The organism is Mesonia aestuariivivens (assembly GCF_019311235.1).
Taxonomy (GTDB): domain Bacteria; phylum Bacteroidota; class Bacteroidia; order Flavobacteriales; family Flavobacteriaceae; genus Mesonia; species Mesonia aestuariivivens.
In genome coordinates, this window is the sequence record NZ_JAHWDF010000014.1 from 1 (window position 1) to 17157 (window position 17157).

Consider the following 17157-nt stretch of genomic DNA (forward strand, 5'->3'; position numbering starts at 1 on the left):
TGCTGCCGTAAAAACCTCGAGTAAGATCATAGAGAAAATCTAAGTTTAAGGCTTCTTTCAATCGGCGGTAGAAATTTGTGGGCGGTACGCGGTCACTCAACCGAAAACTGTTGAATAACTGCTCTTGCTATACTTTTTTGCCTTGCATATCATGAAATTAATCTTTTTTAGTAAATTGTGCAACAGGCACAATGGCTATAAGTAATTGCTTGTTCTCGCCTACTTCTGAAAATCCTTGAGGTTTTCAGTTTGGTGTGTACTTGTTAAGTTAACTACTAAATCCCGCAACTACTCATAGCTGAAACAGTTAGCTGTAATTTAACTAATCTTCGGAGTTCTTTTTTTGAGATTTTTTCCCTAAAACGAAAACTGAAACTAAATTTACAACTGTTCCTCCTGCTATTATGCCTCCAACCACATCTTGACCTATTGAAGCAAGATAAGTTCCACATCCTATTCCCGCCAATCCAATAATCAGCCCAAAAACTTGACCTAATTTACTTTGAGATGATTGACTTGAAACTAAATTACTTTCAATTGAAATTCTATGATTTTGCTGATTTTCAGCCATTTTCATAATTCGGTCTGCTCCTTCTGGAATAACGGAATCGTATCTAATAAGTGTTTCCGCATCTGGCAAAGGACCTGAATGAGATTTTCTTGAATTAAAGTGAAAGATAAACTTTGTAAAATTTCAAGTTTTTAATTTTTTGGTAAGCCTTCAAAAACTTTTGGATTAATGTTTTTAAGCTTCTTCTTCTAATTCCTGTAATTCTTCTGGGATTTTTACTTTCGTCGGCTTATTATTCTGTTGTTTATTGCTCAATTTAAAGTTACTTTAGACAAAGTTTGTTGGAATTCTTTTTTTTAAATACTTTTTTTGCGGATTTGAAATCATCACCAACATTCATCCAATCTGAAATTAAAGCCTTCTTATCAGCATCCGCTGCTGATTTAGAATAGTTATAGTCAAAATAAGAACCCGCAATATTTAAAACACTTCCCATACCCACCAAAAAATCATTTTTAGGTAATAAAAAATCAGTTTTATATTCTATTTTTCAACAATGACGTGAAAATTTAGACAAATTTAGTACTTAAAAAAACTACAGCTAACAAAGAACTGAGGTGAAAACCAACTTTTTTCTACAATAAATTTGAGACATAAATTACCTATGTCAAAATCTTTATAAACAGATTTTAACTGTACATCTATTTCTTGATCTACCCTTTTGTTAGAACAGATACATAGTTTTCATCATAAGGCAATCCTGATTTAGCAATAGCGAAGGCTTTTTTTAAAAACTTGTTGGCTACTGCTATCAAGGCTAGTTTCTTATTGGTGTCTTCCTCTCTTTTATACCTCCAAATTAAGATGGCTGGCAGTACACTACAGGATGGAAGACTTTCTCTTAAAAATTACATTTGAAAAGCTTTAATAGATGTAACAAAATTTAAAATGGAAAAAACTTTTCAGTACGTAGACTATCTCTGGGATGAAGCGAAAGCTGCCGAATTGGGTGACGATCAGGTAGCTTTATTTTTATACCGATCGAATATATTAGGTGCCGATCTAAGAATCACCAATTATGGCGGTGGAAATACCAGCTGTAAAACCATCGAAAAAGATCCACTTACCAATGAAGATGTCGAGGTGATGTGGGTTAAAGGCTCTGGTGGTGATATTGGTACGCTTACCCGAAAAGGAATTGCCGGTTTATATACGGAACGCCTTAGAAACTTGAAAAATGTTTACGGTGGTTTAGAAGATGAAGACCGAATGGTAGGACTTTTTAATCACTGTATCTACGATCTGGATAGTAAAGCACCTTCCATCGATACACCCTTGCACGGTTTATTGCCTTTTAAACATATCGATCACCTACACCCCGATGCGCTTATCGCGGTTGCAGCTGCAAAAGATAGTGAACAGGTGACCAAAGAAATTTGGGGAGATACCATGGGTTGGGTACCCTGGCAGCGTCCTGGTTTCGATTTAGGGCTTCAGCTAGAAAAATGTTTGGAAGAAAATCCCGGAATTCGTGGAATCGTATTGGGTAGCCACGGTTTATTTACTTGGGGCGATACTTCTTACGATTGCTACATAAATAGTCTGGAGGTTATTGAAATGGCTTCTGAATATATTGAAAAGAAAATCAAAGAAAACGGAGAAGTTTTTGGCGGACAAAAACTAAAATCTTTACCTGCGGAAGAACGTAAAGAAAAGGCTGCCGAGTTAATGCCGTTACTACGTGGACTGGCTTCTTCAGAAAATCAAATGATCGGCCATTTTACCGATAGCGATACTGTCTTACATTTTATTAATAGTAATGATCTGGACCGATTAGCACCAATGGGAACTTCCTGCCCCGATCATTTTCTGCGCACAAAAATTCAGCCGCTCATCCTAAGCTTAGATCCATCAGATGAGGTGACCGATACCGAAGCTACGCTGAAAAAATTAGAGCCTTCTTTTGAACAATATCGTGAAGAATACCGTCAATATTACGAAAATCATAAACACGATAATAGTCCGGCAATGCGTGATCCTAATCCGGTGATTATCATTTATCCCGGCGTAGGAATGTTCAGTTTTGCCAAGAACAAGCAAACCACCCGTGTAGCTAGTGAATTTTATGTAAATGCCATCAACGTAATGCGTGGTGCTGAAGCGATTACTGAATATACTTCTTTACCAAGACAAGAGGCTTTTGATATCGAATATTGGTTGTTAGAAGAGGCTAAATTACAACGAATGCCTGCGGAAAAACCACTTTCACGTAAAGTAGCCGTTGTTACAGGTGCCGCCGGTGGAATTGGTAAAGCAATTGCCGATAAATTAATTCTCGAAGGAGCTAACGTAGTGCTCACCGATATTAGTCAGGAGAATTTAGAGGAAGCTTTATCGACTTACAAACGTGACGAAGCTGCGATTGCCATTTGCGATGTTACCAATGAAGATTCAATAGAAAAGGCCTACAAAGAAGCAAATCTTGCCTTTGGAGGGGTAGACATCGTGGTGCATTCAGCAGGATTAGCGATTTCAAAATCCTTACTGGACACAACACTGAAAGATTGGGAACTATTACAAAACGTATTGGTAAAAGGGCAATTCTTAATGGCGCAAAAAGGCGTTGAAATTATGCGCAAGCAAGGTTTAGGTGGCGATATCGTAAATATTGCCAGTAAAAACGGACTCGTTTCTGGACCTAACAATGTAGGCTACGGAACGGCAAAAGCGGCGCAACAACATATGACGCGCTTATTAGCTGCGGAATTAGGTGGCGATCATATTCGTGTGAATACCGTGAATCCAGATGGAGTAATCGTAGGTAGTAAAATATGGGAAGGCGATTGGGCTGAAGGTCGAGCAAAAGCTCACGGAATTAAAGTGGAAGATCTTCCGGCGCATTACGCTAAAAGAAATTTATTAAATGAAATTATCTTACCAGAAGATATCGCTAACGGCGTATTCGCCTGCGTGGGTATTCTGGACAAAAGTACCGGAAACACCATTAACGTTGATGGTGGTATGGCAAATGCGTTTGTGAGATAAGATTTAGAAGAGAGTAATTGGATTTTAGAGTATAGATGCTAGAATATAGATTTTAGAACTTAGAGAATAGACAAGAGAAGTAAGAAACAAGATTTTTGTTTCATCCTGAATTTATTTAAGGATCTCATCCAGCTGAGATCGTGATGAGGTTCCGTGTCAAGCACGGAATGACAAAAGAAAAAGCTTTAAATTGATAATATTGTCCTACTTTTTTGTTACTTTTTTTGGGCAATGAAAAAAAGTAGGGAAAAGTAAATTGAATTGAATAAGAAATCAATAAACCTCACAGTTTTTAGAAACCTGTGAGGTTTACAAAAAAATCTAAATTCTAAAAGGCGAAGCGATCTAAAATCTTAAAATAATAAAGATGAAAATAAATACTGATCAACTATCAGAATTCAATAAAAAGCAAAACGATTCGTTTGAAAACGAAATCGATTTCTTAGAAAATAAGTTTGCCAAAAAAGGAATCTCGATAGCTAAAATAATACAAAAATTAGCCGATTTTCAGGTGGCGATACCGAGTTGGGCTTTAGGTGCCGGTGGTACGCGATTTGGTCGTTTTTCTTACGGAGGAGAACCTTCTTCTTTAGAGCAAAAGTTAGACGATATTGGCATTTTACACGCGCTCACCAAAACGGCAGGCGCGGTTTCATTACATATTCCGTGGGATATTCCTGAAGATGTAAATGCGATTAAAGATATTGCTAAAAGTCACGATATTGTTTTTGATGCGATGAATTCGAATACCTTTCAGGATCAACCTGATGCGAAAGAAAGTTATAAATTCGGTTCACTCAACAGCATTAATAAAGCTTCTCGTGAATATGCGGTGAAACATAATAAAGAGGTGATTCGCATTGGACAACAATTGGGTTCTAAAAGCTTAACCGTTTGGTTAGCTGACGGAGCAAGTTTTCCGGGGCAATTGAATTTTCAAAAGGCTTTGCAAAATACCGAAAAAAGCCTGAAAGAAATCTACGTTTCAATGCCGGAAGACTGGAAGCTTTTTATCGAATACAAACCTTACGAACCTAACTTTTATAGCACGACCATTCAGGATTGGGGAACTTCATTTATGCTAGCCAATGCTTGTGGAGATCGTGCTTTCACGTTGGTCGATCTAGGTCATCATTTACCAAATACCAATATCGAGCAAATCGTAGCGACTCTAATGTATAAAGGAAAGTTAGGTGGATTCCATTTTAACGATAGCAAATACGGAGATGATGATTTAACGGTTGGTTCCATCAAACCTTATGCGTTATTTTTAATTTTTAATGAATTGGTGTACGGAATGGAAAACAATCCGCAAAATCCATATCCCGCCTGGATGATCGATGCCAGTCATAATATTAAAGATCCGTTGGAAGATTTATTACAATCACTGGAAGCTATTTTGATTGCTTACGCTCAGGCGCTGTTAGTCGATCAAAAAGCATTAAAAGAAGCGCAGCAAAATAATGATGTTACTAAATGTCAGGAAATTTTGCAAGACGCCTATAGAACTGATGTTCGACCGATAGTAAAAGCAGCAAGAGCGAAAAGCGGTGCAGCGGTAAATCCAATTGACGCTTATCGTGCGTTTGATGTTCGTAATACGCTTATTGAAGCTCGCGGACTGAAAACGGTTGCAACGGGACTTTAGACTTTAGTTAGTATTGAGTAATGAGATTTGAGATATTAGAGCTTAGATGCTAGAATGTAGAAAATAGAGTAGAGAAATTTGAAACTTGAAAATGTGTTGATTTGAAAATGAAGGCGAACTGTCACTTCGATTGATTTTATTGAAGCGCAAGCGGAAATAAAATTGTATCGAGAAGTAATTAGGAATGAAATTTTAGAAATTAGACTTGGAGAAATTAGAATCAGGAATCAAGACGTTGGAAAAAAGACAATCGTCATCCTGAACTTCTTTTAGGATCTCATCCAATTAAGAACGTGATGAGATTCCGTGTCAAGCACGAAATGACGAAAGAAAATCTAAATTCTAACAGCGAAGCGATCTAAACTCTAGTATCTAAAATGCGCGAGGGATTGAAGCGAAAATCCCGGATTGCGACCGTAGGAAGCAAACGGAATTGTAGCGTAAAGCCCGACCTGAAAGGTGGCGCCCAAAAAAACTAAAAGTTTTCTCTGGGAAAGTCCGAGAGATTAAATACTACTAATTTAACTTCGAATAGTTTCAGCATTGAAATGAAAAAGAAGTTTTAAATTCTCGATGATCGAGATGAATAAAAAGAAAGTAACGGCTGTTTTTGATATTGGGAAAACCAACAAGAAATTTTTCCTGTTCAATAAAGATTATCAGGAAGTTTTTCGGGATTATACGCGTTTGCCGCTAACGGTAGATGAGGATGGTTATCCTACCGAAGATATTACGCTTTTACGGCAGTGGATTAAAGATACATTTCATTCGATTTTAGAAAGTGAAGAATATGAAGTAAAATCGATCAATTTCTCGACGTATGGGGCGAGTTTGGTGCATTTAGATCATCACGGAAATGTGTTGACGCCTTTATATAACTACACGAAACCGATTGAGAAGGAAATTACCGATGAATTTTATGCGAAATACGGTGGCGAATTGAAAATTGCGGTAGAAACAGCATCACCACAATCGGGAATGTTGAATTCTGGACTGCAATTATTTTGGTTGAAGAAAAAATATCCTGAGATTTTTAATAAAATCAAGTATACGCTGCATCTTCCGCAGTATTTATCGTTTTTATTTACTGGTATTCCGGTAAGCGAATATACCTCGATTGGTTGCCACACCAATTTGTGGAATTTCGATAAGGAAGATTATCACGATTGGGTTTATACGGAAGGTTTCGATCAATTATTTGGTCCTATAGTTCCAACCGCGAGTAGTATTAACACTTCTTACAAAGGGAAAAAGATAAAAATTGGTGTTGGGATTCACGATAGTTCTTCGGCATTATTACCCTATATTTTAAGTAAGAAAAAACCGTTTTTACTGCTTTCTACCGGAACCTGGAGTATTTCGTTGAATCCGTTTAATGAAGAGAGTTTAGGAGAACAAGATATTAAAAATAATTGCCTGAATTACCTGCGTGTCGATGGAAAGCGTGTAAAAGCTTCTCGTTTTTTTATGGGGAATGAATATCGAATTCAGGTGGAGAAACTAGGCGAATACTACGGAAAGGAATATGGTTATCACCGCGAAGTGAAATTTGATCAGGAGTTGTATATACGGTTGATAGAAAAGCCTTCGATTTATTTCAAATTTGAAGGAATATCCTTACAACGAAAAGAATTACACCAAACCGATTTAAAGCCTTTCCCTACTTTTGAAAAAGCCTATCATCAATTAATGATTGAGTTGATGGAGTTACAGATTCATACGATTAAAAATGCTATCGGAAATTCACCCATCTATAAAATTTATATCGATGGTGGTTTTACCGATAATGATGTGTTTATGAAATTAATGGCACATCATTTTAGTGAATTTAAGGTTCTATCGACGCATTCACCTTTAGGTTCAGCCTTAGGTGCGGCGATGGTGATTTCCAACAAAAAGGTAGATGCTAAATTTTTAAAAGAAAACTATCGAATGAAAAAATTAGTTCCGCTATTGTTAACGAAGTAGTTCTTAGTATTGAGTAGTTAGAATTGAGATTATAGAATATAGAAAATAGACGAGAGATTATAGAAGCAAGAATCAGGAAACATCTAAATTAAAAATCAAGTTCGTCATACCGGACTAAGTGTAATCTCATCAATCAAGCGCAGGATAAGATTCTGAAACAAGTTCAGAATAACAATAGTAGAATAAAACAAAAGCTAATAGCTAAATGCTTTAAGTTATAAAAAACAACCCTATGGCCTTTCCTTTTAATACCGAATATCCGTCGATTGAGTCTTTACGTGAGCGCGCTCAACAGCGTATGCCGCGTTTTGCTTTTGAATATCTGGACGGAGGCTGTAACGAGAATATCAATATCAAAAGAAATACCGATGAAATTAGGGAAATTCAGCTAAAACCCAGATACCTCAAAAACTACAGTAATTCAAAATTAGAAACCGAGCTGTTCGGTGTAAAATACGATGCCCCTTTTGGCATTTCGCCCATCGGTTTGCAAGGCTTAATGTGGCCCAATGCCCCGGAAATTTTAGCCAAAGCCTCTTTAAAACATAACATTCCTTTTATCTTAAGTACCGTAACCACCACTAGCATCGAGCGTGCCAGCGAACTCACCGAAGGTCGCGCCTGGTTTCAGTTATATCATCCTACCGAAGATTGGTTGCGTGACGATATTTTGAAACGAGCTGAAGCGGCTGAAGTTCCGGTTTTGGTGATTTTATGTGATGTTCCCACGTTTGGTTATCGTCCTAAAGAAATTAGAAACGGACTCGCAATGCCGCCACAAATGAATTTTAGAAATGTATTGCAAGTAATGGGAAAACCAGCTTGGGCAATGCAAACCCTAAAACACGGTGCCCCCAACTTTGCCACGATGAAAAAATATATGGAAAAAGGAATGAGCATTAAACAGCTTGGTGCTTGGATGAATGCTACTTTTTCCGGTCGGTTAAACGAAGAAAAAATAAAACCACTCCGCGATCTTTGGAAAGGTAAATTAGTATTAAAAGGTGTCGTTTCCTATGAAGATGCTGAAGAAGCCATTCGTTTAGGTTTCGACGGAATTATCGTTTCTAACCACGGCGGTCGCCAATTAGATGCCGGCGAATCGACTATTAAACCCCTTGCTCATATCGCTGAAAAATACAAAGATCGCATCACTGTAATGATGGATAGCGGAATCCGTTCTGGTCCCGATATTGCTCGTGTAATGAGCAGCGGAGCCGATTTTAGCTTTTTAGGACGATCGTTTATGTACGGCGTTGGCGCGTTAGGTGATGAAGGTGGCGACCATACCATCGCAATGCTAAAAATGCAACTACAACAAGTATTAGAACAAGTCTGCTGCGAAAAAGTAACCGATTTGCCGAAGTATTTGGTGAAGAAGTAACTACTAGTAGTGAGAAGTTAGAAAAGAAAGCGTCAAGAGCTAAGAAACAGGACAATATATATTGAAAACTAAACAGTAACAGCGGCTGAGTGATTGCGAGGTAGGAGCAATTGTATCGAAACCAAAGCGGAAATTGAAGTGAGAAAAGAGAGAAGAGAAAATAGACTATAGAAATGAGATAATTTGAAAATGTGTTGATTTGAAAATGTGTTGATTTGAAAGTGAATAAACAAGGTCCTACTTTTTAATTCCGTAGTAATTGTAGGGAAATAGTGCAGCGATGGATGGAGGAGCAAGGGACTAGTGCAACGGTTTCCCTTGCGCAGGATAAACTATTTTTCTAACAATTCAAGGAAATAAAAATAAGACTAGACTTTTTTGCTACTTTTTTTGGCAATGAAAAAAAGTAGGGATAATAAGATTAGAATTGAGGATGTAGAATGAAAAACTAAAAATAAGGAACCAAGACAACTGTCATCTCGATCATTGAATGAGATAACAGTTTTAAAACCTACCCACTTTTACGAAAACGATTAAAAAAAAATATTAGAAAAACAACAGCTACAAGCTGATAGCTAAAAGCTTAAAATAGAAAAAATGAGTCAGGCACAAATTGAAGAAGAAGTATTAACCGAAGAAATTTCGGGAGAATTTGAACGCGAACGTGTACCAGAATCCAAGCTAAAAAGCTGGAAAAGCTTTTTAGGAATGTATGCCGGCGAACACGCCGCAGGAACCGAATTTGTCATTGGTCCGCTTTTTTTAACCACCGGCGTAAGTGCTTTCGACTTAATTATCGGATTGCTTTTAGGAAATTTAATGGCCGTGTTAAGCTGGCGTTTTCTTACGGCAGAAATTGGTACCAAGTTTAGATATACACTTTACTACCATCTAGAAAAAATCTGCGGAAAACGTTTGGTTACGGTTTATAATTTGGCCAACGGAATTTTATTCTGCTTTTTAGCTGGAGCAATGATCACTGTTTCTGCAACGGCAGTTGGTGTTCCTTTTGATATGGAAATGCCCAAACTCACCGATACTATGCCTAATAGTGCGACTTGGGTAATTATTGTATTAGCCATTGGTGGCGTTATATCTATTGTGGCAGCAAAAGGTTACAGTACGGTGGCCAAAGCTGCCAATTGGATGAGTCCGATTATTGTAGCTGCTTTTGTGATCTGCGGAGTAGTTTCCTTGGTGAATTTAGACGTACATAGCTTTTCCGATTTTTGGAATATTTGGGGCGAAGGAAGCGAGCCTTTCCCCGGACAAATAAAATATACGTTCTGGCACGTGTTTTTATGGTCTTGGTTTGCCAATGCCGCGATGCATATTGGGATGTCAGACCTTTCCGTGTTTCGATTCGCTAAAAAGGCAAGTTCAGGTTGGACTACCGCTGCCGGAATTTACATTGGTCATTATATCGCGTGGATTGCCGCAGCCTTATTGTATGCGGTATATTTAAAATCTCCCGAAGCCCAAGCTGTTTTAGCCAGCGGTGAAGCACCTTCGGTAGCGCCCGGACCTTTAGCTTATAATGCGATTGGTGTCTTCGGAATTATCGCGGTCATTCTTGCCGGATGGACCACAGCCAACCCCACCATTTACCGAGCCGGATTGGCTTTTCAGGCCATTATTCCGAAAGTCTCTACCGCCTGGGTCACCATTATCGCCGGAACCGTCGCCACCATCGCCGGATTATTCCCTGCTTTTGCAATGAAATTATTAGGTTTCGTAGCCCTTTACGGATTTATATTAGCCCCCATTGGCGCCATTATTGTTTTTGAATACTTCTTCGGAAAAAAATTCGGCATCCAATCTTTCTACGCTGAAAAATCGGGTACTAAATTTAATCAGGCTGTCTTTTGGGCTTGGGTAATTAGCTTCGGTGTTTTTTACTTCATCTCCGTTCAATTTGATGTTTTCTTGTCTTTTGTAACGCTGCCTGCTTGGCTATTGTGTGGCGTTTTGTATTTGGTGTTTAGTAAAGTTATGCAGAAGAAGAAAAGGTAGATTACAACTTTAACAGGTAAGTACAGGATGTATTTAAAAATCATTGATGCTAATATTGTTTTATTCAATTATATTTTTTCTCATTTTAACTAAAACTTTTCAGAATTACGGTTTTAGTCTTAAACCATCACTTGGTGTGATGGTTTTTTTATTCAGGTATGTACAGGATAGAATTTTACTTGATTTCTTAGATCTTAGCGTAAAACTAATTTCATTCATGAAAAATCAAATTTTAACGATCTTTATCCTAATTATAGTACTGGTTTCCTGTAAAGAAAATACGAGGGTAGATAAACCTAATTCAGGGAAAATTTCAACAGCAAGTTTTGAACCAGATTGGATTGCTAAGGTAGGGGCTAAAGCTTTTCAGGTGAAAGAAAAAACCTATTGGGTAAACGATTATGGCGTTAAGAACGATACTACCGTTTTAAATACCACAGCTATTCAAACAGCAATTGACGATTGTGCTAAAAATGGGGGAGGAACGGTGAGTTTTCAACCGGGAGTTTATCTGTCGGGTTCTATTTTTGTAAAAGAAGGCGTGCATTTAGAAATCCCGAAAAATGTTGAAATTCGCGGAAGTGAAAATATCGAAGATTATCCTGAAATCGATACCCGTATAGCCGGCATCGAGATGAAATGGCCAGCGGCTTTGATAAATGTACGAAACCAAAAAAATGTAAAGATAGATGGGGAAGGTTTGGTTAACGGACAAGGAAAGGTGTTTTGGGATTACTACTGGAACTTACGTAAAGAATATGAACCAAAAGGTTTACGCTGGATTGTAGATTACGATGCGAAACGTCCGCGGACCTTTTTAATCGCTAATTCTGAAAATGTCTTTTTAGAAGATTTGAACATTCAGAAAGCCGGTTTTTGGACGGTACAGGTGCTCTATTCAAAATATATCACTGTAGATGGATTAACAATCAGAAATAATATTGGCGGCCACGGCCCGAGTACCGATGGTGTCGATATCGATTCTTCTCAATGGATTTTAGTGCAAAATTGTGATATCGATTGTAATGATGATAATTTCTGCTTAAAAGCGGGACGCGATTGGGATGGGCAGCGTGTGGATAGGCCTACTGAATATGTAGTGATTCGTGATTGTATCGCTCGCGCCGGTTCCGGACTTTTTACCATTGGGAGCGAAACCGCCGGAGATGTTCGTCACGTCTATGCTTCAAATATTAAAGGTTTAGGGACTAAAAACGGACTTAACGTCAAATCGGCCATTACCCGTGGCGGAACGGTGGAAGATGTGTATTTAGAAAATATCGAGATGGATAGCGTGCGTACGTTTATTGAGGTTTCGATGAATTGGAACCCGAGTTACAGTTACTCTAAATTACCAGAAGGCTATGATATCGATTCGGTACCACAACGTTGGCGAACTTTACTGAAAGAAGTAAAACCTGCCTCAAAAGGAATTCCGACCTTTAAGGATATTTCATTGCATAATATTAACGTTAGAAGAGCTAAACGGGCGATTAATGTGAATGGTTTGGAAAATTCTTACATCACCAATTTTAATTTAAAAGATGTCCACATTCAAGCAGCTACCGCCGGACAAATTAATTACAGTGAAAATTGGAATTTAGAAAATGTAAGCCTAAAAACCGAAGATAATTCTAAGGTGAAAATAGAGCATTCGCCGGGCGTAAAATTACCAGATTCGCTTTATATTCAATAATCTCAGATACTTTTTTTATGCGGAGTGTTCTAAGAAACATTAGCTTATTTATACTTTTTGTTTTTTCAATAGGAGTTGTTGCACAAGAAAATTATTGGCACAACCAACCTCGAAAAATCCATTACCAACCCAACGGAAAGGCTTTCGAGTTGGTCAACGGCACTCGAAAATTTAATCGGGCACTTTATGGAACCAATACCGGATTTCGGGTAGAAGCCGGTGATTTACCAGAGTTTGCGATGTATATGCCGGGAATGGGCGGTAATTTTCAATTGGGAATTTTTGCTGCGGAAAATAGCAAATGGATCACCGAAGCCGATAAGATAAAGACATCCTATATTCCCGGAAGAATGGAATATACGATTGAAGACGAAATCTTGAAAGGCGGAAAACTTCAATTACAAATCCTCGCTTTAGCCGATGCGGAAGGTTTTATTTTAAAAGTAATTCCTGAAAATATTCCTACGGAAGTCAATTTGGTTTGGTTCTATGGAGGCGCTAGCGGAAAGAAATTTCATCGAGATGGCGATATTGGCGCCGATCCTGAATCTGTTTTTTACTTGCAACCCGATTATTGCGAGCATAATTCTTTTAAAATTGCTGAAAATTCGTTTCACTTAGATTACGCCTGGGATAGCAAAAAAAACGAAACCCAAAAAGTAATGAAGGGCGTCTTTCCTGATTCGGAAGTAAAATTAGCCAATGTAAATCATTTGGAAAATCCTATCAATTTATGGAATTCCACTGCGGAAGATTTACCAGTGTTGGCAGGAAAAATTTCCAATTTAGAAACTGAACTTTATTGGGAAATCGGGAATCAATTGCAGGTTGGAAATAACTCGCAAGCCGATCTTCAACAGGATTTTGAAAAGGCTTTATCGAAGGCAGAAGAATTAGCCAATCGAGTACAACTAAAGACACCTGATCCTTATTTGAATACTTTGGGCGGAGCTTTAGCTACTGCTGCCGATGGTATTTGGGAAGATCCTGCTTTTTTACACGGTTCGGTGGCCTGGCGAATGCACCTCAACGCCTGGCGTGGCGCGTATGTAGCCGATCCGCTAGGTTGGCACGATCGAGCGAAAACACATTTTTCAAGCTATGCCAATTCACAGGTTTTACAACCTGAAACCGGTCCGGTAGTTCCCGATACGTCGAGACATTTTGCTCGGCAAAAAGAGAAAATTGGGACTTCGATGTTTAGTCGTGGCTATATTTCCAGAAGACCTAATAACAACACCATAGCGCATCATTACGATATGAATTTGGTGTTTTTCGATCAGTTACTTAAGCATTTTCAATGGAGTGGCGATAAAGAATATATCAAGGAAATGTGGCCGACTTTAAAACGGCATCTTGCTTGGGAAAAGCGAAATTTTGATACCGATGGCGACGGACTTTACGATGCTTACGCCGCTATTTGGGCGAGCGATGCCTTGCAATATGCTGGTGGTGGCGTGGTCTACACGTCGGCTTATAATTATAGCGCCAACAAAATGGCTGCGAAACTGGCGAAAATTGTTGGTGAGAATTCACAAGCTTATGATGAGGAAGCTGAAAAAATTATGAATGCACTTCAGCAAAAATTGTGGATCAAGGAAAAAGGAATTTTCGCGGAATATAAAGATCTACTAGGCGAACAAAACCTACACGAACAACCCGGAATTTGGAGTATTTATCACACCATCGATGAAGCAGTTCCTTCCCAAAAACAAGCTTTGCAAATGCTGAATTATGTTTCGACTGAAATCCCACACATTCCTGTAAAAGCTGAAGGTTTAGATCGAGAATTAGAACTTATTTCTACTACCAATTGGCAACCTTATACTTGGTCAGTGAACAATGTGGCGCTAGCTGAAAACCTACATATGGCTTTGGCCTATTGGCAAGGCGAAAATCCCGAAAAAGCTTATGATCTTTGGCAAAGTGCGCTGGTGGAAAGTATGTATTTAGGCGCTTCTCCGGGAGGATTTCAGCAGCTTTCTTTTTACGATGCGATTCGTGGAGAATTGTACCGTGATTTTGCCGATCCAATCGGGATGGCGGCTCGCAGTTTGGTGGAAGGTTTATTCGGAATTCACCCTGATGCCCTAGAAAATGAATTGAAAATTACTCCCGGTTTTCCTGAAGATTGGAATGAAGCCTCTTTGCAATTGCCTAATATTTCGGTGGAATTTCAGCAGAATGGGAAGTCGAAAATCTATAAAATTCAACAAGATTTTACGAAGGAATTGGCTCTAAAAATGGAAGTGGGAATTACTTCAGAAAAAGTGGAAGAAGTGTTGGTCAACGGAAAATCAATTCCGCTCAACTGGAAAAAAGAAGCCTATAATTCACCAAAATTAATCATTGAAGTTCCTTATGCTGAAAATTATACCATTGAAATCAAGCAAAGCGGAAATAACTTAGAAAAACCTGAATTTCCTGACAAAGTCGCTTCCGAAGAAACTTTAGAATTAAAGCTGAATAAAGCTAAAATTATTGCCGTTGACGATCCGCAAGAGATCATTAAAGACTATGATTTAAATTCGGATGAATTTCAGCTCAATTCTGTTACCGGGAATAAAAGCTTTTTTGTGCAATTACAACAAGGTGAACAACGCTGGTGGAAGATAATTCCTATAGAGATCTTACCAAAATTAGAGGTCATTGAACAAAGAATTACAGGAAATCAATTGCAGCTGAGTTTACAAAATCATACTTCAAAAACTATTGATGCTCAATTAATACTGAATTCCGCGAAAAAGAGTCAGCAAGATTTGAAACTTAAAGCTCAATCAACAGCTATTGTTGAAGTTCCGTTAGCCTATGCAGTTTCAGGAAGCAATCAGCTTCAATTAGTATCAAAAAGCGAAACTTATCACTTAGCTATTCAAAATTGGGAAGTAAAAACTTCAGCAAAAGCTAAGTTTGAAATGGTTGATTTAAGTTCCGTTTTTAATAGTAACGTTAGTGATATTTTTACCGATCAATACCAGGAGCCGCGACCCTTACGACCAACCTTGCAATTACCCACCACAGGAATTGGCAACTGGTGTTACCCGTGGATCGCTGAAGAAGTGCATATCGACGATTCCGGTTTGCGTAAAAAAGCAGGCGAAAAACAGCAACTATCGACTCCGCAAGGTATTCCGTTCAAAACCCCTTCCGCAGAAAATAAACAGAATATTGCTTTCGTATCCCAATGGGAAGTTTATCCCAAAGAACTTGAAATTCTGCTTTCAGGGAAAGCTTCACACGCCTATTTGATGATGGCAGGAAGTACCAATCCGATGCAAAGCAGGTTTGTAAATGGGGAAGTAATTGTCACTTATCAAGACGGTTCAACAGAAATTCTGAAACTCAAAAATCCGGAGAATTGGTGGCCAATAGAGCAGGATTATTTTGTAGATGATTACGCGTTCACCACCGATGCGCCCAGACCACCGCGTGTTTACCTAAAAACTGGAGAAATTACGCGTGATTTTAAAGATTATCACAACATTCACGGCTATTCTGACAAAGGAATTGATGGCGGCGCAGCTACGATTTTAGACCTTCCACTTAACCCGAAAAAAAAGTTGAAAAGTCTCTCTTTTAGAGCAAAAGCGAATGATGTGGTAATTGGCTTAATGAGTTTAAGTTTAAAACGGAAGTAATGAAAAGAAGAACTTTTGTACAGCAAAGTAGTTTAGCGGCTATTGCAAGTTGTTTGCCTTGGCAGTCGATGTTGAGTTATGGCAACGATCCTGAGTTATCGACTTTCGAAAAGCGGTTAAGTCCGGTAGGAAGAGCTTTAGAGTTTGAAGATCAATATGTTTGGTGCAATAGCCCGATAGAAGGACCCGATGGAAAAATTCACGTATTTTATTCTTGTTGGCCAAAAAGCGAATCGATGAGTGGATGGACACACAAATCGGAAATCGCTCACGCAGTAGCCGAAAAACCGGAAGGCCCTTACGAATATGTTGATACAGTTTTGTATCCGCGAGGCAAAGGTTTTTGGGATGCGACAACTTGCCATAACCCAAGCATTCATTTTGTAGACGGGAAATATGCTTTGTTTTTTATGGGGAATTCGAATGGTAAATTGAACACGCAACGCATTGGTTTGGCAACAGCAGATTCACTTTACGGTCCTTGGGAACGACCGGATAAGCCACTTTTATTTCCTGGGAAAGCTGGAAGTTGGGACGATCACTGTACAACCAATCCTTCCTTTTTAAAGTTTGAAGATAAATATTGGTTGTATTATAAATCTTTTGATTCAGAAGGTTATTTATATCCAAAATTCAGTATTCGGGGTAACCGAAAATACGGGTTGGCGGTGGCCGATCGATTAGAAGGACCGTATAAAAAATATGAAGGCAATCCGGTCATCGATTTTTCAGGAATGGGAAATAACGAACAATGTGAAGATGCTTTTGTCTGGCGTGAAAATGGTAAATTTAAAATGCTCGCACGCGATTTAGGAACTTTTGGAATTGATAATGGTTTGTATATGGAATCTGAAGATGGTAAGCATTGGAACGATCCAAAAATAGGATACCAACCTTTAGACAAATATGTGAAGCAGCCACCTGCTCCTAAACATTTAAATAGATATGGTAGGGCAGAGCGACCGCAAATCTTATTTCAGAATGGAAAACCAACGTATCTGTTTACCGCTTCACAAGGTGGGAAATATGAAACCGCTTCCTCTTTTATTTTTAAAATTGATTAAAATAGTTAGCAGTAAACAGTTGGCCGTATTTAGTAAAAGTCACTTCGAGTGATGTTGTTGAAGCGATAGTGAAATAACATCGTATCGAGAAGCATGAGGAAGAAGATCTCGATACAAATTTCAATTCAGGAATTGAAATTCACTCGATCTGACTGGAAACTATAAATTATAAAATAAATGATAAAAGCAA

The 17157-nt window shown here is 38.5% G+C and carries 10 protein-coding genes and 1 pseudogene; 8 read left to right on the forward strand and 3 right to left on the reverse strand.

Annotated features, from left to right (window positions below):
* Positions 1-322: 322 nt before the first annotated feature.
* The 3 genes and pseudogenes from KW502_RS15430 to KW502_RS15435 form a co-directional block, all read right to left on the reverse strand.
* Complete coding sequence (locus tag KW502_RS15430) at positions 323-640, reverse strand: DUF2335 domain-containing protein (protein ID WP_255554230.1); 318 nt, start codon at positions 638-640, stop codon at positions 323-325.
* Between the two features lie 193 nt (positions 641-833).
* A complete protein-coding gene (locus KW502_RS12155; protein WP_255554231.1) occupies positions 834-1007 on the reverse strand; it encodes a hypothetical protein in 174 nt (57 codons plus the stop codon).
* A gap of 217 nt (positions 1008-1224) precedes the next feature.
* A pseudogene (locus KW502_RS15435) lies at positions 1225-1341 on the reverse strand (IS110 family transposase); the annotation flags it as partial.
* 118 nt (positions 1342-1459) lie between these two features.
* On the opposite strand from KW502_RS15435, the gene KW502_RS12160 reads away from it, so the two are divergent.
* From KW502_RS12160 to KW502_RS12195, 8 genes are all read left to right on the forward strand, one after another.
* On the forward strand, positions 1460-3556 hold the full coding sequence (locus tag KW502_RS12160; protein ID WP_219040829.1) for a bifunctional aldolase/short-chain dehydrogenase: 2097 nt from the start codon (positions 1460-1462) through the stop codon (positions 3554-3556).
* A 367-nt stretch (positions 3557-3923) separates the two neighbouring features.
* A complete protein-coding gene (locus KW502_RS12165) occupies positions 3924-5204 on the forward strand; it encodes a sugar isomerase (RefSeq protein WP_219040830.1) in 1281 nt (426 codons plus the stop codon).
* A 582-nt stretch (positions 5205-5786) separates the two neighbouring features.
* A complete protein-coding gene (locus KW502_RS12170; protein WP_219040831.1) occupies positions 5787-7172 on the forward strand; it encodes an FGGY-family carbohydrate kinase in 1386 nt (461 codons plus the stop codon).
* A gap of 232 nt (positions 7173-7404) precedes the next feature.
* Positions 7405-8556 (forward strand): alpha-hydroxy acid oxidase, encoded by a 1152-nt coding sequence (locus KW502_RS12175; RefSeq protein ID WP_219040832.1) that lies wholly within the window; start codon positions 7405-7407, stop codon positions 8554-8556.
* A gap of 597 nt (positions 8557-9153) precedes the next feature.
* On the forward strand, positions 9154-10569 hold the full coding sequence (locus tag KW502_RS12180) for a purine-cytosine permease family protein (protein ID WP_219040833.1): 1416 nt from the start codon (positions 9154-9156) through the stop codon (positions 10567-10569).
* A gap of 217 nt (positions 10570-10786) precedes the next feature.
* Entirely contained in the window at positions 10787-12265 is a 1479-nt protein-coding gene (locus tag KW502_RS12185; protein ID WP_219040834.1) for a glycoside hydrolase family 28 protein, read from the forward strand.
* Between the two features lie 17 nt (positions 12266-12282).
* On the forward strand, positions 12283-15903 hold the full coding sequence (locus KW502_RS12190) for a DUF4450 domain-containing protein (RefSeq protein ID WP_219040835.1): 3621 nt from the start codon (positions 12283-12285) through the stop codon (positions 15901-15903).
* Entirely contained in the window at positions 15903-16967 is a 1065-nt protein-coding gene (locus KW502_RS12195; RefSeq protein WP_219040836.1) for a glycoside hydrolase family protein, read from the forward strand. The genes KW502_RS12190 and KW502_RS12195 overlap by 1 nt, the downstream gene beginning before the upstream one ends.
* Positions 16968-17157 lie beyond the last annotated feature (190 nt).

Excerpts from the sequence above, each read along its gene's own strand:
- KW502_RS12175 (WP_219040832.1), top strand. The coding sequence starts at position 7,405 with ATGGCCTTTCCTTTTAATACCGAATATCCGTCGATTGAGTCTTTACGT.
- KW502_RS12180 (WP_219040833.1), top strand. The coding sequence starts at position 9,154 with ATGAGTCAGGCACAAATTGAAGAAGAAGTATTAACCGAAGAAATTTCG.
- KW502_RS12190 (WP_219040835.1), top strand. The coding sequence starts at position 12,283 with ATGCGGAGTGTTCTAAGAAACATTAGCTTATTTATACTTTTTGTTTTT.
- KW502_RS12195 (WP_219040836.1), top strand. The coding sequence starts at position 15,903 with ATGAAAAGAAGAACTTTTGTACAGCAAAGTAGTTTAGCGGCTATTGCA.
- KW502_RS12155 (WP_255554231.1), bottom strand. The coding sequence starts at position 1,007 with ATGGGAAGTGTTTTAAATATTGCGGGTTCTTATTTTGACTATAACTAT.
- KW502_RS12170 (WP_219040831.1), top strand. The coding sequence starts at position 5,787 with ATGAATAAAAAGAAAGTAACGGCTGTTTTTGATATTGGGAAAACCAAC.
- KW502_RS12160 (WP_219040829.1), top strand. The coding sequence starts at position 1,460 with ATGGAAAAAACTTTTCAGTACGTAGACTATCTCTGGGATGAAGCGAAA.
- KW502_RS12185 (WP_219040834.1), top strand. The coding sequence starts at position 10,787 with ATGAAAAATCAAATTTTAACGATCTTTATCCTAATTATAGTACTGGTT.
- KW502_RS12165 (WP_219040830.1), top strand. The coding sequence starts at position 3,924 with ATGAAAATAAATACTGATCAACTATCAGAATTCAATAAAAAGCAAAAC.